Below are 24,665 nucleotides of genomic sequence, written 5' to 3'. Positions count from 1 at the left end.
TTTACGCGCTCTTGCGGTCGATCAGGCGCAGCGCCGGCCGGGAATCCGCGCCCCCGGCCAGCGGGTCGAGTCCGATCAGATCGGTAATATCGAGCATTCCGACGGGCCGGCCGGCTTCGTCCACCACGGGCAGTTCGCTGAACTTCCGTGCCCGCAGCACATCCAGCGCGACCGCTACGCGCGACTCGGGCGCGATCACGACCGGCGCGTGCGTCATCACGTGCGCGACGGGCGCGTCCAGGAGCCGGTCCTCGCGGTTCTCGAAGAGGCGGGCGAGGTCGCTGTCGGTGAACAGCCCCGCGAGCCGCCCGTCGGCGTCCACGAGCATGATCGCGCCCGTGCGCCGGCCGGTGTGCCGGACTTTCGCGAACACCTCGCGCACCGTGTCCGTCTGGGCCGCGATGCGGAGCTCGCTCCCCCGGCGCATCAATTCGGAAACGAGAGCGAGTTTGCGCCCGAGCGACCCGGCCGGGTGGAACTTCGCGAACTCGTCGGCGGTGAACTGGCGCTGTTCGAGCAGCGTGAACGCGAGCGCGTCGCCGAGCGCGAGCATCACCGTGGTGCTGGTACTCGGCGCCAGCGCGAGCGGGCACGCTTCTTTGATCGGGCCGTACACGATGGCGGCGTCGGCGGCGCGGCCGAGCGCGCTCCCCGCGCTGCTCGTGATCGCCAGTAAGGACGACGCGAGCTTCTTCAGCGGGCCGAGTAGCCGGACCAGTTCTTCCGACTCGCCGCTGTGCGAGAGCAGCAGGGCGACATCGTCCGGGTGAATGCTCCCGAGGTCGCCGTGAACGGCGCGGGTCGCGTCGAGTATGTAGGCCCGGGTGCCGGTGGAGTTGAACGTGCCGACGGTCTTCTGACCCACGTCCGCGGATTTGCCCACGCCGATCACCGCGACGCGCCCGCGGCACGCGAACAGCGCGTCCGCGACCCGGTTGAAGCCGTCATCGAGGCGCCCGGCAACGACGTCGAGCGACGCGGCCTCGGCCCGCAGGACGCGCCGCGCGTAATCGATCTTGTCGAACGCCGATTCGGTGGAGTCAGGCATGGATGCACGCGGGTGAAACGATGATCTCGGTCCCAATTGGTGACGAGCCGGTAACACTCGAGCTTCAGTCCACTGGAAGCAAAATTCGCTGATTTCCGCTCGCGTCCCGGGCTCGGCTAACAATCACTAACATTTTCGACCCTGGGGGCATTCCTCGGATGCCGCGCCGGGTGTGAACCCCACTAACTACTGAGATTTCAAGTCATTCGGCGTTGTTGGCGTCTTCCGGCGACCCGCGCCGGTCACTAACAACGGCTAACAATTGCCAACTCTGGAACCGCTATTTCGCGAATACTTACCGCCTCTTGTGGCCCGAAATCCTGGGGCGTCGCGATGCTCCCCCCGTAGCGAGCCGCGACCGCAAGGGAGTGGGGGCACTGTCCTCCCTTTAACGAGCCGCGACCGCAAGGGCGCGGGGCACGCCGCTCCTCGTAACGAGCCGCGACCGCAAGGGAGCGGGGCAGCGATTCCCAGTTCCTTTGTGTGCTGGACTCAACGTCGGCGAGCCGCCTCCCGCTCCCTTGCGGTCGCGGCTCGTCCAAGTCACTGTGCCACGGCGATTCCCAGTTCCTTTGTGCGCCGAACTCAACGTCGGGGAGCCGCTTCCCGCTCCCTTGTGGTCGCGGCTCGTCCAAGTCACTGTGCCACGGCGGTCCCAAAACGAGCCGCCCTCGGCGCTGCAAGATTCCAATACCTGTTCGGGCGCCCACGACACGGCACCAAATTTTACGCTAGTGGACACAAGAATACAAACGGTTTCGGGCCGGGGTCACGAGGATGTGACAGAAGCGTTACTTCAGCGCCATCTCGAAACGCCCGCCGGTGCCCCCATAAATTCGGATGGCGAGGAATAGCCGGAGGGGGGAAGAATTGCAAGACGAACGAGTTTTCGGCGCGCGAAGTTGCTTGCCCCTTTCGCGGCACTCAGTTACGCTGTCACCGTTCTCGTGGAAGTGTTTAGCTCGTCGCTCTGCGACAGGACGATGTTGCGTCGTCCGAGCACTTTCCACCACACCCCGCGCGGGGACCGCTGTTCCAGCACCGCTATCGAGCAGGAGCAGTACCTGCGGTTGGCGGCCTGGAACAACCCCGCGAATCGTGGTTCCGCCAACCGCAGGTACTGCTCCTGCTCGGCGTTGCCGTGAGCGTTCCGCGCCCCAGGAAGAGAAGTAGACACCACGGGAACCTTGACCGGCCCGCCCAGCGGAGCGCATGCACCGCCAGGGCCGGTCGGGAAAGTGCCGGCCTGCCCAGCGGGGCGCATGCACCGCCAGGGCCGGTCGGGAAAGTGCCGGCCTGCCCAGCGGGGCGCATGCACCGCCAGGGCCGGTCGGGAAGCACACGGGCCGAGGATTGCTCCTCGGCCCGTGTCGTTGAGCTAGAAGTGAGATCGGCCGGGTTGTCTGTTGCTTCGGCCGTCGAACAGAGAGCTTACTTCTTCTCCACCGCTCCCAAATGGCGGGGCTTGGTCGACTGGTCAACGTGGAACACGTCGCCGGTCTGGGTGTCGATGACGTAAGCCCCGTTATTGGGTGTGCCACGGTTGTCGTTGCCCCACGCCGAGATCTGGTAGCGCCCGACCGGTCCCGCCGGGGCCGGCGCCGCAGTAGCGACCCTCGGGGGCGTTGCGGCCGGAGGAGGAGGCTGGGCGTGGACCCGGTTGGCCCGATCGTCCGTCATTAGCAGAGCCCCGAGAGCCCCGATTACGATCCCCATCAGAACTAGTGGCCACCGAGATTGTGTAACCATGACAGTCTCCGCGATGTATGCAGCTCCGAACCGCTTACAGCGTACCACTCCTTCAACCCGGACGCTATTCCTTGCCGAGCACTAAGTCCACAACCCAACACCCGCGCACGTGCGGCCCCGGCCCGCGGCAGTGATCGAGCACGTCGGCGCTGTCGCACCCCGCATCTTGGAGCGCGTCGGCCAAGATCGGAATCGCACTGAAATCACGGGATTCGTACATCTGCGACGCAAGCGCGAGAGCGGTGGAGGTGCGCCACGAAGGAGAAAAGGCCACCGGGCGGAACGGGTTGCCGAAGATGTCGCGGATGAAGTTAGCGAATCGAGCACCGTTAGCATTTGTGCATATGCTCGGATGATCGAAAACCTCCTCGATTAGAGAGAGGGCAGACATCCCGGTAGTGAACTTGTGCTCGTCCACTTCTGCCTCCTCGATACTCGCTTTTGCTCCCCTATCCAATGAGTCCCAGACAAGACGGCAACCGGCACAGGAAAACAGCACCAATCTTCTAAATGATGTGCGTCGGTCTGGAACCTCCAACATCGGTTTCGGGTCAGTTGCTACCAGCCATTCCTCTTCGGTCATCGGTCACCCTCCAGAGTTGCCTCCAAGCATGACCGATCCTACTCTCGCTGCAAGCGTGAACGCCGGCCCGAAACGAACACGGGCCGCCTTACGAGCGGCCCGGAACGCGCTCTCGAAATGAAACTAATTCGACTCACGCCGGAACAGGTCGGTTCGGTAGCCGGTGCCTATACCAGCACTGCAGCGAGAGTTTGCAATTCGGCTGCCGAGGGCGCCCGTGGAAGACGCGGTGATCCGTGAAGTCGAGCCGGAGAAAGCCGAGGCGGTTCTCACCGTCCGGCTGCACATCCCGGGCGTGGACGAGGGCCGCGACGACCGCTACTACTTGGCCCGGGTTCGGCCCCGCCAGTTCATCTCGGTGGTCGAGTCCGTGATTTGCAACCCGAACGGCAGCATCACTACCACCGGCAGCATCAGGACCGTCGGCGAAACACTGGTCGCCCATTGCTCTCATGCCGACGGTGCGACTGCGAGGGGGAAGGGGTTCGGGTACAGCAAGACGGTGTCCATTCGTGGGCGATCCGCCGACGAGGTGGCGGTTCATGTGTCGGTGCGCTGGAAGGCCCGCGATGGGGGCCGCGGCCGTCTCGACGAGGAGCTGGTCGTTCCGTGGCTCGGGCCGGCGCGTGCGGATCTGAACGGCGGGATCTGGGTAACGGCTGACATCGCTCCGATGTGAGACATGGTTTAAGCACAACCACCCCGGAAGTTCCGGGGTGTTTGCGTTTCCCGATGGCGCCCGCTACCCCTTCCCCCCGCGGGCGCCATCGGGTATCAGCCGCGCGAAGTCGCTTACGGCTCCGCGCGGGCGGGCGATCAGCTCAGCACGCCGCGCCGGGCGTAGATCCCGAGGCCCTGGTCGCCGGGGACGTTGTACCCGACGTCGCCGATGAAGTACGTGCCGGCCCCGTTCATCCCGATCGAGGCGGTGAACCGGTCGCCCAGGTTCGTCGTGCTCCGCACCGTCCCGTTCGCGTTCATCTCGCGGACCATCAGTTGGTTCGGCCCGACGAGCTGCGAACCGTTGTTGCGCAGTTGCTGGTACGAGACCACGAAGCTGCCGGAGGTCGGGTTCACCGCGACCGCCGGGGCGAACTCGTAGTCGGTGTCGAGGTCCACGAACATCGTCGCGCCCAGCGTGCCGTTGCTCGACACCCGGCGCGCCTTGATGTCGTGGTCCAGGTTCGCGTACACCTCCTCGTAGACCAGCGTCGTGTTGCCGAATGCGTCCATCGCGATGTCCGGGGAGAGCTCGCCCCGGCTCGTGTTGGCGACGGCCTGCGAGGTCTGCAGCGCGCCCGCGGCGGTGTACCGGTTGAGGATGATGTCGCTGTCGATCGAATTGCCGCTCGGCCGGTCGATCTGGTAGGCGACGGCGAACCGGCCGTCGCCCGTCCGGGCGATGCTGGCCGAGTACTCGTTCAGCCCGCCGCCCGCGACGATGGTCGTGCCGATCGAGGCGCCGTTGGCGGCGAACCGGTGGACGTACACGTCGCGGTCGTTGGCCGAGTACTGGAACGTGTAGCTGACCGCGAAGTTGCCGGCCCAGTCCATCGCGACGTCCGGGTCGTACTCCGCCCGCGTGCTGTTGGCCACGGCGATCGTGCCGCCGTTGCGGGTGCCGTTGGCGAAGAACCGCTGGGCCAGGACGTTCGTGTTCCCGGAGTTGTTGACGTCGTCCACCCAGACGACGACGAAGTTGCCGGCCCCGTCCATCGCCACGGCCGGCTGGCTCTCCCGATAAATGCCCGCCGCCACGGTGATCTCACCGCCGGCCCTGTTCCCGAACTGGTCGTACCGCTGGATGTGGATGTCGGTATCGGTGCCGCTCGTGTTGTACTGGTGCCGCCACGCCACGACGGACCCGCCGTTCGAGGCCGGGGAACTGGAGACGGCGACCTGGTCCTGGTGCAGCGACGTGATCGAGTTCACGTGCAGCTCGGGGCCGACGACGGACATCAGCGCCCGTCCCTCGAGCACCTCCACGGACGGTCGGAACCCCGACGCGGAGCGCGTCGGCTGGGCCTGGGACTTACCACCAAACACGCTGGCGAGCAATTTCTTCACAGGACACTCCCGCGGCGGTCCGCCGCACCGGATGTTGCAGCGGACCCCGGGGCGGTGCCTCTCACCGGTCCCTCGTCCGCTACTGACCGAAGCGGGGTGCCGCGCGGAGTGTTACTGCGGGGCCGGGAATGTTTTTCGCTCGCGATCTCCGCCCGCGGCCCGGCGCGGGGCCGACCAACGGCTTTCGGCACCCGCCAGAACAATGAGACAAGCAAATAAACGCGCACTTCTCTGCTGTCAGGTTTTCACGAATAGTGATTTTGACTCACTCGTTACGTCTCTGGGTGACAATAAAAACAGCAGCCCGGCTCGGAATAACGGCGTGCGCGAGCGCCGGTGTACCTCGCGCGGCCGGCTCCGCGGGAGAATCTGCAGTAACTCGCTTCCACGGCGCGTTATGTGCTTGTTAATCTGATAGAGACCATTAAGTGCGGTTCACACGAGATTCGCATAATTTCTACTACCAAAATAACCCAAACTACTTGCTCTGCGCATTTTTTCAGACTATGTGTTAATTCGGGCCGCACCAAAATCCGGTCCAACGACTCGTATCCGACTCGCGCGGCGGCACCCCCGGCGCCAATTCATGAGGGGGGCAACTTAATGCACTCCCGCCCGCGACCCGATGCCCGGTCCGTCGCGGCCCCCGCGCGGAAGCCCGCGGTCCACGAAATACTGCCAACGATTTCGGACCGCTCCGGCCCCATCTCCGATGATCCAACCATCGGGGCCTGTCCACTCCCAACGCTGTGAGGTCTCACCGTGACTGTGATTTCCACTCTCCTCCGCCGGCTCCAGAAGTCCCGCACCCTTTCCCCCGTCGCCCGCGCCCGTGCGCGGTTGCAAGTGGCGCTCCTGGAGGACCGCACGGTCCCCACGACGCTCACGTGGACCGGGGCGATAGACGCCGACTGGAGCACGTCGGGCAACTGGGACGACGGGGCGGCCAACACCGAAGTCCCGGACTCGGCCGACGACGTCCTGGTGTTCACGACCGGCGGCGCCAACCAGAGCACCAATAACGACATCGGCGCGCTGACCGTCGACCAGATCCAGTTCGGCGACTCGGGCTACACCCTGTCCGGTACCGCGCTCACCCTGGCCACCAGTCTGACCGACACGACCGCGTCGGGCACGAACACCATCGCACTGGACGTCGCGGGCGCCGCGACGTTGTCGAAGTCCGGCGCCGGAACCCTGGAACTCTCGGGCGCCAACACCTTCACCGGCGCCACCACGGTGTCCGCGGGCACGCTGACGCTCACGGGCGGTTCGGCCCTGGCGGACACCGTGGCCGTGAACCTGAGTTCCGGCACCGCGAACCTCGCGCTCGGTGCGAGTGAGACGATCGGCTCGCTCGCCGGCAGCGGCACCGTGGACCTGAGCGCGTTCACCCTGACCACCGGGGGCGCCGGCACCAGCACCGCATTCAGTGGTGTGATCTCCGGCGCCGGCAACCTGGCCAAGGCGGGTGCCGGAACGTTCACCCTGTCGGGGGCCAACACGTACACGGGAACCACGACGGTTTCCGCGGGCACTCTGAGCGTCACCGACGATACGAACCTGGGCACCGGAGCAGTTACCCTGGCAGCGGGCACCACGCTGGCTGTGACCGGGGCCACCACGATCGATAACGCGGTCGCGCTCTCGGGTGCCGCCACGATCAGCAACACGGCCGCGGTCACCGTCTCCGGTCTCATTTCTGGCAGCAGCACCCTCACCAAGACCGGCGCCGGAACGCTCACCCTGACGAACACCGGCAACGAGGCCGCGTTCAGCGGCGCCATCACCGCGAGCAGCGGCACGCTGGCGGTGGGGGACGACGACGCCCTCGGCAGCGGCGCCCTCACGTTCAGCGGCGGCTTCTTCACCCTCACCGGCACTACCACCGTCGACAACGCCATCGTCCTCAACGCCAGCGCCACCCCGATCAGTGTGGGTACGGGCCTTACAGCGACCCTCTCGGGCGTCGTCTCCGAAACCGGTGGCGCGCGCGCGATCAACAAGGCGGGCGCCGGGACGCTCGTCCTCGCCGGGACCAACACTTACACCGGCAACACCAACCTCAACGGGGGCACGGTGAGCGTCGCCGGGGACGCCAACCTCGGCTCCGGCACCATCCTGTTCAACCAATCCGCCCCGACCCTGCTGGTGACCGGCACGGGCACCATCGACAACCTGATCGCGCTCAGCGTCGCGGGCACCATCGACAACGCGAACGCGGTGACGCTCTCGGGCGTCATCTCCGGGGCGAACAACCTGACCAAGGCCGGGGCCGGCGTGCTCACCCTCTCCGGGGCCAACACCTTCACCGGCACCGCCACTGTGTCCGCGGGTACGTTAACGCTCTCGGGCAATTCTGCGATCGCGGATACGGTGGCCGTCACCGTGAGCACCGGGGCCACCCTCAATCTGGGCAATGACGAGACCATCGGCTCGCTCGCGGGCGCGGGCAACGTGACCCTCGGCGCGAACTTCCTCACGGCGGGCGCCGATAACACCAGCACCACGTTCTCCGGTGTGATTAGCGGCACGGGAACCTTAACCAAGCAGGGCACGGGAACCCTCACCCTGTCGGGGGCCAACACGTACACGGGAGCTACGACGGTCAGCGCGGGCACCCTGAGCGTGGCGGCGGACAACAACCTGGGCACCGGTGTCCTCACCCTGGCGGGCGGCACCACGCTGACCGTCACGGGGACCGGCGTCACGGTCGACAACCTCGTCACCCTCTCGGGCGCGGCGACGGTCAGCAACGCCAACGCGGTCACCCTTTCGGGTGTCATCTCGGGGGCCAACAATCTGGCCAAGACCGGGGCCGGAACGTTCACCCTGTCGGGGGCCAACACGTACACGGGAACCACGACCGTGTCCGCGGGTACCCTGAGTGTTGCGGCGGACAACAACCTGGGCACCGGGGCGGTTACCCTGGCGGCGGGCACCACGCTGGCCGTCACCGGGGCCACCACAGTCGATAACGCCATCGCGCTCTCCGGCAACGCCACGGTCGACAACACGGGCGCGGTGACGCTCTCGGGCGTCATCTCGGGGGCCAACAGCCTGGCCAAGACCGGCGCGGGCGCGCTGACCCTGTCCGGGGTCAACACGTACACCGGGACCACGACCGTGTCCACGGGCACACTGGCGCTTTCGGGCGGCAGTGCCCTGGCCGACACCAGCGCCGTGACCGTGAGCACCGGGGCCACCCTCGCCCTGAATAGCGGCGAAGTGATCGGCTCCCTCGCGGGCGCCGGGAACGTGACCCTCGGCACGTTCACCCTGACCCCCGGGGCCGACGACACCAGCACCACGTTCAGCGGCGCCATTTCCGGCACCGGCGGGCTGACCAAAGTGGGCCTCGGAACGCTCACCCTCTCGGGGGCCAACACGTACACCGGCGCCACCAACGTGATAGTTGGCACGCTCGAACTCGTGGGCGGTTCGGCCCTGACCGATACCACCGCGGTCGTCTTCGGCACCGGTACCATTCTGGCCTTGAGCGCCAGCGAGACCATCGGCTCGCTCTTCGGAACCGGCAACGTGACGCTGGGCGCATTCACCCTGACTACTGGGGGCGACGACACCAGCACGACCGTGACCGGCATCATCTCCGGCACCGGCGGGGTCACCAAGACTGGCACCGGGACGTTCACCCTCGGCGGGGCCAACACGTACACCGGGACCACGACCGTGTCCGCGGGCACGCTGGCGCTCAACGGCGGGGCGGCCGTGGCGGACGCGAGTGCCGTCACGGTAAGCACCGGGGCCACCCTCGCACTAAGCGCGAGCGAGACCATCGGCTCCCTCGCGGGCGCCGGGAACGTGACGCTGGGCGCGTTCACCCTGACCGCCGGGGGCGACAACTCCAGCACCACGTTCAGCGGCGTTGCTTCGGGAACCGGTAACCTGACCAAAGCGGGCACCGGGACACTGACCCTGTCCGGGGCCAACACGTACACGGGAACCACGACGGTTTCGGCCGGCACTCTGAGCGTCACTGGCGACACGAACCTGGGTACTGGCGCTCTCACCCTGGCCGCGGGCACCACGCTGGCCGTCACCGGGGCGACCACGATCGACAACGCGATCGCGCTCTCGGGCGCGGCCACGATCGACAACGCGGCCGCCGTCACCATCTCGGGTGTCATCTCGGGGGCCAATAACCTGACGAAGGCCGGGGCCGGGGTGCTGACGCTGTCGGCGACCAACACGTACACCGGCTCTACCACCGTCTCCGCCGGCACTTTGAGCGTCACCGGGAGCATTACCACTAGCTCGGGCGTCCAGGTTGCCAGCGGTGGCACGCTGGGCGGCACGGGCGACGTGCCCGCGGTGACGGTCGCCAGCGGTGGCACGGTCGCCCCGGGCACGTCGCCCGGGTTACTGACTATGGGCAATCTGGCCCTCGCCGCCGGTTCCACCTTCAGCGCCGAAGTCAACGGCACCGCCCCCAGCACCGATTACGACCAAGTCGTTGCCGGCGGCACGGTGGACGTGACCGGCGCGACGCTGACCATCACGCTCGGGTTCACGCCCGTCGCGGGCACCAGCTTCCTCCTGATTTCCAACGACGGCGTCGACGCGGTGACCGGCACGTTCAACGGACTGGCCGAGGGCGCGACCTTCACCACCGGCGGGGTGACGTTCACGATCAGCTACGTCGGCGGCACCGGCAACGACGTGGTCATCACGACCGCTCCCCCGACCGTGTCCATCGGTAACGTGACGGCGGCAGAGGGGAACACGGGCGGAACGAGCTTCACCTTCACCGTCACCCTGTCGGTCCCCAGCAGCCAGACCGTCACCGTGGACTACGCGACCGCGGCCGGCACCGCGACCGCGGGCACCGACTTCACGGCCGCGTCGGGCACGGTCACGTTCGCCCCGGGCGAGACCTCGAAGACCGTCACGGTCACGGTGACCGGTGACACGGCGGTCGAGTCCGACGAGACGTTCACGGTGGTCCTCTCGAACCCCACGAACACGACGATCGCGACCGGCACGGGCACGGGTACGATCACGAACGACGACACCGCCACCGGCACGACCGTCATCAGCGTCGGCGCCGGGAACGGGACGCCGGGAACGGTGGTCCCGGTGGACCCGGCGACCGGCCAAAAGGGGACGCCGATCCTGGCGTTCGCCGGGTTCGGCGGCGAGATCCGGGTCGCGTCCGGGGACATCAACGGGGACGGACAGGCGGACACGATCACCGGGGCGGGCGCGGGCGCACCGGGCGGGCACGTGAAGGTGTTCGCCGCGGACGGCACGCTGCTCCGCAGCTTCCTGGCGTTCGACGGGTTCACCGGCGGCGTGTTCGTCACGTCCGGGGACGTGAACGGGGACGGGTTCGACGACATCATCGTCTCGGCGGACGCGGGGGCCGCGCCGCACGTGAAGGTGTTCAGCGGTGCGGACGGCGCGCTCCTCCAGAGCTTCTTCGCTTACGACGCCGGGTTCACCGGCGGGGTCCGCGTGGGCACCGGGGACGTGAACGGGGACGGGTTCGACGACATCATCACCGGAACCGGCGCGGGCACCACGGCGCACGTGAAGGCGTTCAGCGGCGCGGACGGTTCGCTCCTCCGCAGCTTCTTCGCCTACGACGCCGGGTTCTCGGGCGGCGTGTACGTCGCGGCGGGGGATCTGAACGGGGACGGGCTCGATGACATCGTCACCGGCTCCGGTCCGGGCGCCCCGGGCGGGCACGTGAAAGTGTTCAGCGGCTCGGACACTTCGTTGATTCAGAGCTTCTTGGCCTACGACGCGGGATTCCGGGGCGGGGTCCGCGTGGGCACCGGGAGCGTGAACGGTAGCGCGGCCGTGCTCACCGGGGCCGGCCCCGGCGCCGGCCCGCACGTGAAGGCGTTCGTCAACGGCGTGCAAGTGGCCAGCCTCTTGGCGGGCGACCCGACGTTCAGCGGCGGCGTCTACGTGGGCTAAGGGCAGAGGTAAAAAGAAGCACAGGGTGTCGCGGACGCACAGGAGGCGCACAGGGCTCCCGCCCTGTGCTACGAGCGCCGGCCCCTCCGGGGCGGAAACCCTGGTTCACAGGAAGCCTCGTAGCACAGGAATCGCACAGGGCGGAAGTGAATGAATGTGAAGGCGGAAAGCGTCAATGCCTTTTCGCCCCGGAGGGGCCGGCGTTCGTAGCACAGGGCGGGAGCCCTGTGCGTCTTGTGCTCTGAGAACGACACGGCCCCGGGCGTATGTGACGCCCGGGGCCGTGTCGCTTGCTTACCGAAGTGTTAGTTCACCTTTTCCTTGACGTCGTAGCAGTACATCACGTTCTGGTCGCGGATGTAGAGCTTGCCGTTAACAATGACCGGGTGCGGCCAGCTCTGTGAGTGCGTCTTGACGTTCGCTTCCGGGAGCTTGAAGGACGAGACCACTTTGAGTTCTTCGGGGCTCGGTTCGATGAGCACCATCACCCCGTTTTCGTAGCGGAAATAGAGTCGGCCGTCGGCGAACAGGACCGCCGCGGAGCCCCGCCCGCCCGCGGGCGCGTTCTCCGGTCCCCACTTGATGTCGCCCGTCTTGAAATCGACGCACACGGGCTTGCCCCCGTTCTGGTCGTGACCGAAGTAGATGTAGTCCCCGACCAGTACCATGCCGCCGTGGTGGTTGTTCAGTTGGGGCTTCTTGTACGCCTTCAGTTCCTTCGCCTCGAACGCGCCTTGCCCCTTCGGGACGATCTGGAGCAGGGCCGCGCCGCCGCCGTAGCTGCACGACACCCACACCTTGTCGCCCTTCACGATCGGGATCGGGATCTGCGCCACGCCGCCCGCGGCCGGGGTGTTCTTGTACTGCCACAGTAGTTTACCCGTTTCCGCGTGGACCCCGACCACCCCCGACGACTGGCCCAGGAGTGCGATGTACATGGGGACGCCGTCGATCGTCGCCTTGACGGGGGACGAGTACCCGAACCCGCCGCCGACCGGGTTCACTTCCGTCTTCCACACCACGTCACCGTTCTCGATCTTTAGCGCCGCGACCGCCCCCTTCGTGCCGCCCGGGATGCAAATGACCTTGTCGCCGTCGATCAGCACGGAGTCGGTGTACGCCCACGTGGGCACCTTGCCGCCGAAGTCGGCGACGTAGTTCGTCTTCCACAACACGGTGCCCTTGGTCGCGTCCAGGCACGAGAGCGTCCCGTTCGCGCTGACCGCGAACAGCTTCCCCTTGTCGTAGGTGGGCGTGCTGGCGGGGCCGTTCGTTTGCCGCGCGAGGCCGGTCGCGGGGTCGGCGAACGGGGTGAACCACAGCTCCGTGCCGTCGGCCTCCTTTAGCGCCCACACGCCGTCCTTACCGTCACGGGTGCCGATGCCGAAGATCCTGCCCTCGGCCACGGACGGCGTGCCCCAGCCGAGGCCGAGATCCTTCGCGGTCCACACCTGTTTGGGGCCGCCGTCGGGCCACTTCTTGAGTAGCCCGGTTTCGGTGCAAAGGCCGTCGCGGTTCGGGCCGCGGAAGCCCGGCCAGTCGGCGGCCGGGGCGACGGTGGCAGCCGCCGCGCCGAGCAGAACGGCGCAAGCCAAAACGTTAACTCGCAGCGCCATGATAGCAGTAGCTCCGGTTGATTGGGGGCGGCGGGCGGTGGGAGAGAAGTATCAGTTTACGCGAACGTGAGGGGGCCGCAACCCCGGCGAAATGCGCGCTCTTGGCCGCTGCGTTCTCGTCGATGAAGTGTTTAATCCGCGTGCCAACAAGCAGTGCGGGTAGCTACACTTGGCCAGCACCCGCACATTAAAAGGGTGTGAATGTGAACCGCCCGGCGAGTTGTGAACTCGCCGGGCGGGGATCGTTTCAACAGTGAACGTTCGCGCTACCAGCCACCGCGCCGGTAGTACCCGTACCCGCCGCCGTACCCGTAGCCGTAACCGTAGGGGCGCGGCGGGCCGACCACAACGACCGGTGCCGGGCGCACGTACACGGGCCCCGAATCGTAGACGACCGAGGGCGCGTCGCGAACGATCACGCGGGTCGGGGCCGGGCGCGCGGCCTGCATTTCCGCGATGACGCGGGACGATACGCCGGCCCGCTTCAACTCGTCGAGGTCCGACGCGGTGAGCTGGAACGTGCTGCCCGTCGTGCGGATCTGGTTAATGATGACCGTGTCGTCGTGCCCGCCCTGCGCGAGCCGGATCACGTCGAACATGCCCATGCGCTGTTGCTGCTGTTGGGCCGCCGCCAGTGCCGCGGCCTGGTTGATGTCGCGGTCCCGGCGCTCTTGCTTATCGATGTCGTTGCCGACGAGCGCACCGGTCGCGGTGCCGGCCAGCCCGCCGATCACGGCGCCGGCCCCGGTGTGACCGGTTGCCGCGCCCACGGCGGTACCCAGCGCGGTACCGACCACGCCGCCGCCGATCGCACCCTTTTCTGTGTTGTTCATCGACGCGCAGCCGGACCCGGCCGCCGCGCACGCGAACACTGCTAAAGCTCCCAGGCGTCGAAAGTGTATCTGGCGCATCTGATCCTCTCGCGATTCCGACCCGCGTCGGGGTTATGCCGAGTTCTAGCGCACCGGTCAACCGCGGTTGGGCTTCTTCAATTTAACGCTCCGGGGGCCGCGACTTGCACGCCGGGCACCCGGGGCGGAGCGGGATCGACTACATTTAGCCGAACAGTCGGTACACACGGTACAGGCGGCCCCACTTCCGCCGGCGCGGTTTCCGTGGGGCGTGTTGACTTCCGCGCGACCGGCTCACACACCAACTATCGGCACCGAACGAACCGCGGCCGCAGGCGCGTGTCGTTAAGATGGAAAAGACGGATTCCGCGCAGTTTTCCTAAAGGACGCGACATGCTACCCGACCGGCCGGTGGACAACGCCCCGTATTACTCGCTCTCGCACGGAGGTCTGACGGTCGAGGGGTGGTCGCGCGCCGCGGTGCAGAGCTACTGGCGCATCCCCGAACTGAAGATCGGGTTCGACCTCGGAGCGCAGCCGTGGGACTTCATGGGCACGCCGACGTGGTTCGTGTCGCACACGCACCTGGACCACGTCGCCGCGCTTCCGGTGTACGTGGCGCGGCGCCGGATGATGAAGATGGAACCGCCGACGGTCTACGTCCCCACCGAGGGGCTCGAGGACGTCAAGAAACTGATGATGATTATGCACCGGCTCGACCGCGGGCGGCAGCTCGCGCACATCAAAGGGCTGACGGCCGGCGACGAGATCGAGCTGAGCCGCGAGCACGTCGTCACGGTGTTCAACACGGCCCACACGATCCCGAGCCGCGGGTTCGTGGTGTGGGAGCGGCGCAACAAGCTGAAGGACGAGTTCGTGGGGCTGCCCGGCGACAAGATCCGCGACCTCAAGCTGAGCGGCACCCCGATCACGCGCGAGGTGCGCATCCCGATCGTGGCGTACACGGGGGACACCTCGCCGGCCGGGTTGGATGCGTGCCCGGCGTGCTTCGAGGCGAAGATCCTCATCACCGAAATGAGTTTCATCCGCGCGAGCCACCGGCGCGACAAGATCCACAAGTTCGGTCACATGCACCTGGACGATTTCGTGGAGCGCGCCCCGCGGTTCAAGAACGAGCTGATCGTCGCGGCGCACTTCAGCACGCGGTACCACCCGAACGAGGTGCGGAAGCTGCTCGACAACAAGCTCCCGGCCGAACTGAAGGCGAAGATGCACCTGTGGGTGTGAGGCCCGATCGGTTTGATTTCTTTCCTGTAGCCGGTCTCTGTTAATTGCTTGCAAACGTGGGTGGGCCGGCTTGGTGTTATGCCCTCTCCCCTTGCGGGAGAGGGTGGTGAGGCTTTGCGAACCGGGTGAGGGGTGGCCCCGGGGTGTGGATGCAACCCCTCACCCCGCCGCGAAGCGCGGCGACCCTCTCCCGCAAGGGGAGAGGGCGAAGCACAAGCCCCCGACCGGTTCCTGGCGCTCCAGTTTACAGTCTGTGCGTCACGCACTAGCACAAAACGTAGCTCGGAGAACCCGTTGGGGGCGCCACTGTGGGTTATTCTCTCACCACGATCTGGTACGAGCGGCAGCGGTTCCTGCCGGCCATCCTCGCGGTCGCGTTCAGCGCGGTGCTGGTCGCGGTGCAATCGGGGCTCGTGCTCGGACTGCTCTCGATGATGTCGCTCCCGGTGGACCGGTCCGTGGCCGACGTGTGGGTCGGCTACCCGGCCGTGCGGAGCGTGGACTTCGGCCGGCCCATCCCGGAGCGCTGGGTGTCCCGGCTCGCCGCGCAACCCGAGGTCGAGCGCGCGGAGGGCGCGATCATCGGCTTCACGCCCTGGACCCGGAACGGCGAGATCCCCGCGAAAACCACCACGGAAGTTTGCACCGTCGTCGGCACGCGGCTCGACCCGCACTCGCTCGCGGCAATGGAAGTTGTTCGCAACGACCGCGAGTTACTCGCGCGCCTCACCCAACCGCTCACGATCGCGGTGGACGAGTCCGAACTCGGCCGCCTCGGGATTCGCAGCGCGGGCGACACGGCCGAAATCCTCGGTGTTCGCGTTCGCGTTGTGGGGCTGGTGGCCGGGTGCCGCAGCCTGGGCGGGCCGTACCTGTTTTGTTCGCTCGAAACTGCCCGCGTGCTGCTCCACTACCAGCAAGACGAAGTCACGTACTTGGTCGCGAAGTGCGCGAAGCCGGGGGACGCGCCCGCGGTCGCGCGCCGAATGAACGGCTACGCGCAACTGAGCGCGTTCACCGCGGACGAGTTCTCCGCGCGCTCGCGGCTCCACTGGCTGACCACGACGAAGGCCGGCGTCGCGATCGGGTTCACGGCACTGCTCGGGTTGCTCGTCGGCGCGGTGGTGACGAGTCAAACACTGTTCGCGGCGACCGCGGCCAGTCAGCGCGAGTTCGCCACGCTCCGCGCGATGGGTATTCCCAAGTGGCGGTTGAAGTTCTCGGTGCTGGCGCAATCGTTCTGGGTGGGGTTGTTCGGTATCGCGCTGGCCGCACCGATCACGGTCGCACTCGCAGAGGGTGCAACCGCAATGGGAACCGCCGTGCGCCTGCACCCGTTCATTCTGGGCGGCGCGGCGGCGGTGACGATGTGCATGGCGGTCGGGTCGGGGCTGGCCGCGCTGCGGTCGTTTCAGAAAGTGGACCCGGCGCACAACATTCGTTAGGCCGGCTTTTGGTCACTTACAACGAGCCGCGACCGCAAGGGAGCGGGGTAGCGATTCCCCGGTGTTGAGCCCGGCGCACAAAGGAATTGAGAATCGCCGTAGCACAGCGGCTGGGACGAGCCGCGACCGCAACAGTAGTTTCAAGTGATTTGGCAGTGCCGCATGGGAGTTCCTAAGTTCAAGGTTCTCAGGCACTTGAACGGGAGCCTCCCATGCGACGTGGTTATTCTACGATCACCCCGGCGGTGATCCATGTGTTGGCCCGGCGAACGTTGGCCCGGGCACTCGGTTGGCCCGACTACAAGCAGTCGATCACGGGCACACAGTTGGTTGATCTGGTGCTGCTGATCGCGGGCACCACCCGGACCCTGTTCGCGGTGGTCACCCGGTACTTCGGATTCTCGCACGAGACCGCTCGGCAGGGGGTTCGCGCGAGCCTCGGTTCCCGAGACCAACTGACGGCCCGGTTGGTCGATGCACTCCACCACGTGGCGACGTTCACCCGTCGGGACCGGAATCGCCGGTGGACGTGCGCCATCGACGTGCACTACGTCCCCTTTTACGGGGACCGCGGCACCCCGGGGATCATCGGCGGACCCAAGAAGGCCGGCACCTCGTTCTTCCACGCGTACGCCACCGGGGTCCTGATCCACAAGCACCGGCGGTACACCGTGGGGCTGATGAGTGTGACGAAAGGAGCCAAGCCGCACCAGCAGGTGCAGACCCTTCTGGACCAGGTGGCGGCCCGTGGGCTCACGGTCCGCGGGGTGGTTCTGGACGCCGGGTTCGACAGCGGGGAGACCCTGTTGCTGTTGCAGGAACGGAACCTGAGCTACACGGTCCCGATGCGCAAGAAGGGTTCCGGCACGAACCGACGCAACGAGTGCTACACGCAACCTCACGGCACCATCACCACCATGGACTGGGTGACCGAGAAGGCCCGCCGGTCGGTGTCCACCCGGGTGCTGGTGTGGCGCCGCCCGGGCGAATCCCACGCGCGGGTGTACGCGTTCTCGGGTTGGGGCGATGCGGCGGCGGTGTCCGAGGCGAAGCGCGCGTGGCTCGGGCGGCGCCGGTACCGGGAGCGGTTCGGGATCGAGACCAGTTACCGGCAGAAGAACCAGGCCCGCGGGTGGACCACGAGCACCAACCCCGAATACCGGTTGCTCTTGGAAGGGGTGGCGCTGCTGTTGCGACAGGTGTGGGTGTGCTTGACCCTTCGGATCGCTCGCGCACGGAACCGGAGCCCGAATGCGTGGGTACCCGAACTCCCGTTGGTCGAGATGCTCGACTGGCTCACACAACGCATCCGCGCGCGATACCCACGCACGCGATGTATCACGCTGCCCCACAAAATACTTACAACCGCTCCAATGCCTTGAAACTACTGTTGCGGTCGCGGCTCGCTTGCCCGCAACACTCGTGGCGCGGCCGGGATCAGGCGCCCTGCTCCCCTTGCGGTCGCGGCTCGTTCAACCCGCTACAGCGGTCCCAAAACGAGACTGGAGATGCGAATCTTCCGGCGGAATCACGGGGGCTAGCCCGTGTCGAAGAGCGTGACGGGCATGAGCGTGTTATACTGACGGAGTTCCGGAGATGCTCCATGCGCGTCCTTGCGATCGGCGACATTCACGGCTGCCTCGGTGCCCTCGACGACCTCCTCGCGTGGGTCCAGCCGACCCGAGCCGATGACCTCATCGTGCTCGGCGACTACGTGGACCGCGGACCGGACACGCGGGGCGTCATCAATCGTCTCCTTGAATTGAAGCACAAGCGCCCGGTCGTGTGCCTGCGCGGGAACCACGAAATCATGATGCTCCAGGCGCGCGACGGCGGGCGCTCGGAACGGAAGATGTGGCTCGGCGTCGGCGGCGTGCAGGCGCTCGGCTCTTACGGCCCCGCGATGGGCGTCAGCGGCACCTTCGCGGACGTCCCGGACGGGCACTGGGACTTCCTCGAAAACGAACTCGTTCCGTACCACGAAACCGATCAGTTCATCTTCGTTCACGCCGGGGTGTACCACGACACGCCGATGGACGAGCAACCGGACAACATGCTGTACTGGGAGTTCTTCCCGGACGCGATGCGCCATTACACCGGGAAGACGGTGATTTGCGGGCACTCGTCGCAGCGGTCCGGCGAGCCGAAGGTGATTCCCGGCGCGGTGTGCATCGACACTTACGCCTACGGGGGCGGGTGGCTCACGTGCCTCGACGCGATCTCCGGTCGCTACTGGCAGGTGGACACGCTCGGCCGCAAGCGCGAGGGCCGGGTGGATTATGAGGAGTAATGCTCCACCAGTGAGGCGAACGGCCGGTGTAAGCCGGCCGGTGCGAGCGACAATGTGACTTGAGAGTGCGGCTCTGTGTGCCGCGCACGCGCCGGGTGTGACGAGTGGCTTAGAAGTCTCACCGGCCGGCTTACACCGGCCGTTCGCCCATACTTACCAAGCTCATTGACACCCTTAAGAGGCATCTGGAGTTCTCACCGGCCGGCTTACACCGGCCGTTCGCCTAGCCTCTTGGCGAACCGCGAGTGTTAACAAGCGGGTGGTGCTTCCCGCTGCTATTTTACCGCTTTCGCATCAAAGTGCGGGTTCTGAATCAGCCCGATCTGGTTGCCGAACGGGTCCGCGATGGTCGCGGCCTTGATATCTCCCCCCACGTCCTGAATGGGTTGCGCCACGGTCGCGCCGAGAGCGACCGCGCGAGCGACTTCGGCCGCAACGTCGGCCGTGCCCCAATACGCGATCGTGCCGCCCGGCCCCGGCTCGCCCTCGGGGTGCAGCCCCAGCTCGAACCCCCCGACGTTGAACCCGACGTAGAACGGCTGATCGAAGTACGGCGGGGTGCCCGCGAACTGCGTGTACCACGCCTTCGCCTCGTCCAGTTGTTCAGGGCGGACTTGGGCAACGAAGGTGCGAAGGCCGAGGATCATCGTGCGTAGCTCCGGGGCGATTTGGTGGGGCGAGTGACAATAATAGCTGCTTTGAGAGCCGAAGAAATGTCAGCACCAAAGCACCTGAAGGAGTTAATCCAGGCGCCAGCGAAACGGCGGTTCGACGCGGACCTGCAAGCCCGCGTCGAGGTATTTTTGAGCAACCTTCGACACGTCCGAAGCCGGGACGTGCGGGGCTAACGGACGTGCGCCTGCACCTCCGGCGGAAGCGCGTCGAAGGCCTCGGGTGCTAGCGCCGGGGGAGGGGGCGTGCCGCAGAAGGGGTGTTTGATCGTCAATTGCCAGATCATTCGCGTGATAGAATGTGTGATAGTAAGGATCAGGAGAATATTCTGGCCGCCGGATCACTTTTGAGCGGGAATCCGCCCCTTCTTTGTGTCTTTGCCCGCACCGGAGTCTTGGGGGGCGGCGCCGTTCGGCTGCCCGGGCAGGGTCGAGGCCGAAGAACCACCGCACCCCGCAAGGCCCGCAAAACCGACCGCACACACGACGACGAGCAGGATTGTTTTCATATGCCGTTCCGGAATCAGCAGTAAGTGGGTCGAACGAAGGCGCCCCGGCGGCACGAGCCATCGGGGCGGGGTACGGACACCTTTAGTTGATGTTGGCGACCTCGCCGCCGGCCCGCGTCGAAAGAGCCGGAAGTACGCCGTTGTTGGCATACGTCACCAGACGGGCGGACCCGTCTGCCATCAGGAATTGGGCGCCAGCGGTATGGAAGCTCCAGTAGTGAGCCGCATCGCACCCGACGTTCGGGTTACCCGTTTGCAACCCGATCTTCTGAGCTGCCGTCCCGTTGCACGGCAGGTTCGGGGCCGACGAGTAGCCGGAGATGAAGTAGTTTGCAATGGCCAGATCGTTGGACGTCATCACGCAGTCACCGTTGCCCCGACCATCGTACCCGTAGGCGGCGAACCACCAGCCGAACTCCAGGTTCGAGTTCGGCGGGCGCTCGCCGACCAGAATTGTGTTGCTGGTGCCGTCGGTGATTCCGACCAGCTTGACCTTCGAGCTCATGTACAGTACGCCGTCGAACGAAGACGAGGTGGTGCCGGCGTTACCCAGGTACCCGGTCAGCGACTGGTCGACCGCGAGCCCGTTCGCCGGCCCGGGGTACGCGACCGGTCCCCGCGAGTCCGCCGGGCAGGTGTACAGCTTCATCTTCAGCCCAGCGACCGGGTTGTTCCATGAATAGGTATTCGAGGCATTTTGCCACGCCTTTGCCTGCTTATAGGCATTGTCCTGCTCCATATACGGCAGGATGTAGCCCTGCCACGACCACGCCCCTTCATAAGGAGCCTGGTAGGCCGCGCTCCACGGCGACTGGCCCTGGGGGAGCACCTCGTTGGCGTCGTGGTACGCGTGCAGCGCGAGACCCATCTGCTTCAAGTTGTTGACACACTGAGTCCGGGCCGCGGCCTCGCGGACTTTCTGGACGGCCGGGAGCAGGAGCCCGATGAGGATCGCGATGATCGCGATCACCACCAACAGCTCGATCAGCGTAAACGCTTTTCGGGGGTGCCTCTGTGCGAGTCTCATAATGACCACCTTGACAGAAACAAGAAATGGATAGTGAGCCCGATGCCTGCGAGTTCGACCGCCCGGGAGAGATGAAGGCGATCGGCACCAGTCTCAGAAACTATAGCGCTCGCGAACCACTAAGGCGCGACGAACCGGCTGCTCATGAGCAAAAGGGAGAGTTAACGATCGATGAGGAGCTGATTCAGAGAGCGTGAGCGACTGCGAGTTGAGATGTTTCTAAACCTTCATTTGATGAAGGGCAAGAGGAAAAAGGATTAGATTTAATGCCTTCTCAAAAAAATGATGGCTCGTGAGACCGTCGGGGTGGGATTGATCTTTTCCCGTCCCCCATTGGGCTGAGTGTGTCGGGCGACACTCGTCGCTGTTGCGTTCGGAGGCCGGGAGATGGACCTCCCAATCGTGGACCTGTTGTACCCCGGGCCTGCTACCGGTTCCTCGTCGCGTTACTCCATCCGAACGGGCTATTCTGTACATGCGGCCATTTGAGCTGTTCGCTCTGTCCCTTCTTCCCATCTTGATCGCGGGAGCGATGAGTTGGCACCTCGTGGAGAAGTGGTCTCGGTCCCACACGGGTGCCGCGAACCGCGACAAACCTCTTTCACTCGCACGGTGTTTGTGGGTAGCATGATACCACCCGCCGGTGACCATCTGGAACGATCATGCCCCGTACTGCTCTCCCCGCGCTCCTTTTACTGGGCGCTTTTACCTCTCCGGGCCGTGGCGCTGAGCCACCGAAGGGGGCGCTGCCGCCCGCGGTCGAGTTCGCGCGCGACGTGCAGCCGATTTTTGCGAAACACTGTGTGTCGTGTCACGGACCGGACAAACAGCGCGGCGGGTTGCGTCTTGATCGCAGCGCCGATGCGCTCAAAGGGGGCGACACCGGCAAAGCGCTGGTACCGGGCAAACCCGCCGAGAGTTTGCTTCTGAAGAAGCTGACGATCGAAGACGCCCAGGAGCGGATGCCGCCGAACCGCGACCCGCTCACTGCGGAACAAATTCGCGCCCTCACCGCCTGGGTCGAAGCCGGTGCGAAGTGGCCCGCGGTCGAGGGCGCTGCCGATGCGCACTGGGCGTTCCAAGCGGTGACGCGCCCGGCCGTGCCCACCGCGACGGCTCAAACGCGAAACGCGATCGACGCATTCGTTGCCGCGAAATTAAACGCGAGCGGATTGGCGCTTTCGCCCGAAGCGGACCGGCGCACGCTCATTCGGCGGCTCAAGTTTGATCTGCTCGGGTTGCCGCCCACGCCCGAAGAGGTGGAGGCGTTTGTCAACGATAAGGACGCGAACGCTTACGAAAAGCTCGTGGACAAATACCTCGCGTCGCCGCACTACGGCGAGCGCTGGGCGCGGCACTGGCTCGATACGGTGCGCTTCGCGGAGTCGAACGGGTTCGAGACCAATCAGTTGCGCCCGAACGCCTGGCACTACCGCGACTACGTCATCAAAGCCCTCAACGACGACAAGCCCTACGACCAGTTCGTGCGCGAGCAGTTGGCCGGCGACACGCTCGGCGCCGATGCCGCGACCGGGTTCATTGTGGGCGGCGCGTGGGACGAGGTGAAAAGTCCCGACATCACGCTGACGCTGAATCAGCGTGCGGACGAACTGCACGACATGATCGGCACGACGGGTTCTACGTTCCTGGGGCTCACGGTCGCGTGCGCCCGGTGCCACGCGCACAAGTTCGACCCGATCTCGCAACTCGACTACTACCGCATCAAGGCCGTGTTCGCGGGCGTGCAGCACGGCGAGCGCCCGGTCCGTACCGGTGACACGGTCGCCCGCGCGAAAGAAGCCGATCGGCTCCGCGCGCAACTGGCCGAACTCGAAGCGAAACTCGCGGCGCTGGAACCGCTCGCGGACCCGGCCGCCACCGACGCGCGCCGCGTGTCGGTGAACGCGCGCCTCAACACCGAGCGCTTCAAACCCGTGCGGGCGAAATTCGTCCGGTTCGTGACCTTCGAGACGAACAGTGTCGAGCCGTGCCTCGATGAACTGGAAGTGTTCTCGTTCGGCTCGAAGCCCGTGAACGTCGCGCTCGCATCGAACGGCGCGAAAGCCACCTCGTCGGGCGATTACCCCGGCTCTCCGAACATTCACAGTCTGCCATTCATTAATGATGGGAAGTACGGGAACGGTCGCAGTTGGATCTCGAATAAGTCCGGGCGCGGGTGGGTCGAACTGGAACTGGCCGAACCGACGGTCATCGACCGCGTCGCCTGGGCACGCGACCGCGAGGGCCGGTACACGGACCGGGTGTCGACGCGATACCGCATCGATGTCTCTACGGACCACGAGTCGTGGATCGTGGTCGCGTCCTCGGACGACCGGGTGCCGTTCGCGGAGGGCGCGTCAGCGGTTCCGAGCGGGTTGACGGGCGCCGAGCGCGCGGCGTGGGTCAAACTCACGCAACAAATCGGGGGCTTCCGCAAGCAAATCGAAGAACTCGCGCGGGGGCAGTTGGCTTACGCTGGGCGACTGATGGTGCCCGAAGAGACGCACCGCTTGCACCGCGGGGACGCGACCCAGAAGAAGGAAGTCGTCGGGCCGGGGGCACTCGGCGAACTCGGACCGAAACTGACCATCCCCGAGAACGCGACCGACCCCGAGCGCCGGGCCGCGCTCGCGAAGTGGATTACCGACCCCGCACACCCGTTGACGGCCCGTGTCATGGTGAACCGGCTGTGGCAGCACCACTTCGGCACGGGCATCGTGGACACTCCGAGCGACTTCGGTCGCAACGGCGGTAAGCCCACGCACCCGGAACTGCTCGACTGGCTCGCGAGCGAGTTAGTTGCGCCTTCTGTAGGGGAAGAACCCCTCCCCAACCCCTCCCCCAAGGGGAGAGGGGCTGAAGGCAAAGAAGGTTCTGCTCCCCCTTCCTTCTTAGGGAAGGGGGCCGGGGGGTTAGGTTCTTCCAACCCCTGGTCGCTCAAACACATGCACCGGCTCATCGTGACCAGCGCCACGTACCGTCAGGCGTCGCGCGCCAGCGATGCGGGCTTAGCAAAGGACGCACAAACGCGGTTACTGTGGCGCTACCCGCCCCAACGAATCGAAGCGGAACCGCTGCGCGACGCGGTCCTGTTCGTGAGCGGGAAACTCGACCTCAAGATGGGCGGACCCGGCTTCGACCTGTTCGAGCCGAACGGCAATTACGTGAAGGTGTACACACCGCGGAAGCAGTTCGGTCCGGCCGAGTTCCGCCGCATGGTTTACCAGCAGAAGCCGCGGATGCAGCTCGACGACACGTTCGGCGTGTTCGACTGCCCGGACGCGGGCCAGATCGCGCCGAAGCGGAACGTCTCCACCACACCGCTCCAGGCGCTCAACCTGCTCAACAGCACGTTCGTGCTTCAGCAGGCCGGGTACTTTGCGGAGCGCGTCGAAAAGGACGCGGGGGCGGCCCCCAGCGCCCAGGTGAATCGTGTGTTCCTGCTCGCGTTTCAGCGCCCGCCAACCGACAAAGAACGGACCGCCGCGACGAAGCTGGTGAAGGAACACGGCCTCGCGGCGCTGTGTCGCGCGGTGCTGAACGCGAACGAATTCGTTTTCGTGGATTAAGGACGACCGGACAGAAGGGTTGTAGGTCGGGCTGTGCTCGACACAACCT

17 protein-coding genes are annotated in these 24,665 nt (G+C 66.0%); 8 read left to right on the top strand and 9 right to left on the bottom strand.

The annotated features are described in order from the left end of the window. Nucleotide 1: 1 nt before the first annotated feature. The 3 genes from J8F10_RS17440 to J8F10_RS39020 all read right to left on the bottom strand — a co-directional run bounded on the left by J8F10_RS17440 (nt 2) and on the right by J8F10_RS39020 (nt 3,380). Complete coding sequence (locus tag J8F10_RS17440; protein WP_210655753.1) at nt 2-1,048, bottom strand: KpsF/GutQ family sugar-phosphate isomerase; 1,047 nt, start codon at nt 1,046-1,048, stop codon at nt 2-4. 1,431 nt (nt 1,049-2,479) lie between these two features. Then, a complete protein-coding gene (locus J8F10_RS17435; protein ID WP_210655751.1) occupies nt 2,480-2,797 on the bottom strand; it encodes a hypothetical protein in 318 nt (105 codons plus the stop codon). Between the two features lie 64 nt (nt 2,798-2,861). Further along, nucleotides 2,862-3,380, bottom strand: a complete 519-nt coding sequence (locus tag J8F10_RS39020) for a hypothetical protein (protein ID WP_246523416.1) — start codon at nt 3,378-3,380, stop codon at nt 2,862-2,864. Between the two features lie 217 nt (nt 3,381-3,597). Here J8F10_RS39020 and J8F10_RS17425 point away from each other — a divergent pair, with 217 nt between their 5' ends. After that, entirely contained in the window at nt 3,598-4,059 is a 462-nt protein-coding gene (locus J8F10_RS17425; protein WP_210655749.1) for a hypothetical protein, read from the top strand. 137 nt (nt 4,060-4,196) lie between these two features. Here the strand turns inward: J8F10_RS17425 and J8F10_RS17420 are convergent, their stop codons facing one another. Then, the gene (locus tag J8F10_RS17420; protein WP_210655747.1) at nt 4,197-5,447 is read right to left on the bottom strand and encodes a hypothetical protein; all 1,251 of its coding nucleotides are present in this window, start codon (nt 5,445-5,447) and stop codon (nt 4,197-4,199) included. Nucleotides 5,448-6,209: 762 nt separating this feature from the next. On the opposite strand from J8F10_RS17420, the gene J8F10_RS17415 reads away from it, so the two are divergent. Further along, a complete protein-coding gene (locus J8F10_RS17415; RefSeq protein WP_210655745.1) occupies nt 6,210-11,390 on the top strand; it encodes a beta strand repeat-containing protein in 5,181 nt (1,726 codons plus the stop codon). Between the two features lie 305 nt (nt 11,391-11,695). On the opposite strand, the gene J8F10_RS17410 is transcribed toward J8F10_RS17415, so the two are convergent. Both J8F10_RS17410 and J8F10_RS17405 read right to left on the bottom strand, forming a co-directional pair. Then, nucleotides 11,696-13,006, bottom strand: coding sequence for a PQQ-binding-like beta-propeller repeat protein (locus J8F10_RS17410; protein ID WP_210655743.1), 1,311 nt, complete (start codon nt 13,004-13,006; stop codon nt 11,696-11,698). A gap of 266 nt (nt 13,007-13,272) precedes the next feature. After that, on the bottom strand, nt 13,273-13,878 hold the full coding sequence (locus J8F10_RS17405; protein WP_210655740.1) for a glycine zipper domain-containing protein: 606 nt from the start codon (nt 13,876-13,878) through the stop codon (nt 13,273-13,275). A 372-nt stretch (nt 13,879-14,250) separates the two neighbouring features. Between J8F10_RS17405 and J8F10_RS17400 the strand changes: the two genes are divergently transcribed. From J8F10_RS17400 to J8F10_RS17380, 4 genes are all read left to right on the top strand, one after another. Beyond that, on the top strand, nt 14,251-15,105 hold the full coding sequence (locus J8F10_RS17400; RefSeq protein WP_210655738.1) for an MBL fold metallo-hydrolase: 855 nt from the start codon (nt 14,251-14,253) through the stop codon (nt 15,103-15,105). A gap of 308 nt (nt 15,106-15,413) precedes the next feature. Continuing rightward, on the top strand, nt 15,414-16,550 hold the full coding sequence (locus J8F10_RS17395; protein ID WP_210655736.1) for an ABC transporter permease: 1,137 nt from the start codon (nt 15,414-15,416) through the stop codon (nt 16,548-16,550). Nucleotides 16,551-16,762: 212 nt separating this feature from the next. Beyond that, nucleotides 16,763-17,932, top strand: a complete 1,170-nt coding sequence (locus J8F10_RS39015) for a transposase (protein WP_246523415.1) — start codon at nt 16,763-16,765, stop codon at nt 17,930-17,932. A gap of 221 nt (nt 17,933-18,153) precedes the next feature. Continuing rightward, nucleotides 18,154-18,840, top strand: a complete 687-nt coding sequence (locus tag J8F10_RS17380; protein ID WP_210655734.1) for a metallophosphoesterase family protein — start codon at nt 18,154-18,156, stop codon at nt 18,838-18,840. A gap of 275 nt (nt 18,841-19,115) precedes the next feature. Here J8F10_RS17380 and J8F10_RS17375 read toward each other — a convergent pair whose 3' ends face one another. Further along, on the bottom strand, nt 19,116-19,487 hold the full coding sequence (locus J8F10_RS17375) for a VOC family protein (protein WP_210655732.1): 372 nt from the start codon (nt 19,485-19,487) through the stop codon (nt 19,116-19,118). Nucleotides 19,488-19,553: 66 nt separating this feature from the next. Between J8F10_RS17375 and J8F10_RS39905 the strand changes: the two genes are divergently transcribed. After that, entirely contained in the window at nt 19,554-19,688 is a 135-nt protein-coding gene (locus tag J8F10_RS39905; protein ID WP_261363068.1) for a hypothetical protein, read from the top strand. A gap of 164 nt (nt 19,689-19,852) precedes the next feature. Here the strand turns inward: J8F10_RS39905 and J8F10_RS17370 are convergent, their stop codons facing one another. After that, a complete protein-coding gene (locus J8F10_RS17370; protein ID WP_210655730.1) occupies nt 19,853-20,020 on the bottom strand; it encodes a hypothetical protein in 168 nt (55 codons plus the stop codon). Between the two features lie 82 nt (nt 20,021-20,102). Next, nucleotides 20,103-21,047, bottom strand: a complete 945-nt coding sequence (locus tag J8F10_RS17365) for a DUF1559 domain-containing protein (RefSeq protein WP_210655728.1) — start codon at nt 21,045-21,047, stop codon at nt 20,103-20,105. A gap of 662 nt (nt 21,048-21,709) precedes the next feature. Between J8F10_RS17365 and J8F10_RS17360 the strand changes: the two genes are divergently transcribed. Then, nucleotides 21,710-24,616, top strand: coding sequence for a DUF1553 domain-containing protein (locus tag J8F10_RS17360; RefSeq protein ID WP_246523414.1), 2,907 nt, complete (start codon nt 21,710-21,712; stop codon nt 24,614-24,616). Nucleotides 24,617-24,665 lie beyond the last annotated feature (49 nt).

Source organism: Gemmata palustris, assembly GCF_017939745.1.
In the GTDB taxonomy this organism is placed as follows: domain Bacteria; phylum Planctomycetota; class Planctomycetia; order Gemmatales; family Gemmataceae; genus Gemmata; species Gemmata palustris.
This window is presented reverse-complemented; position numbering and strand designations above follow the sequence as displayed.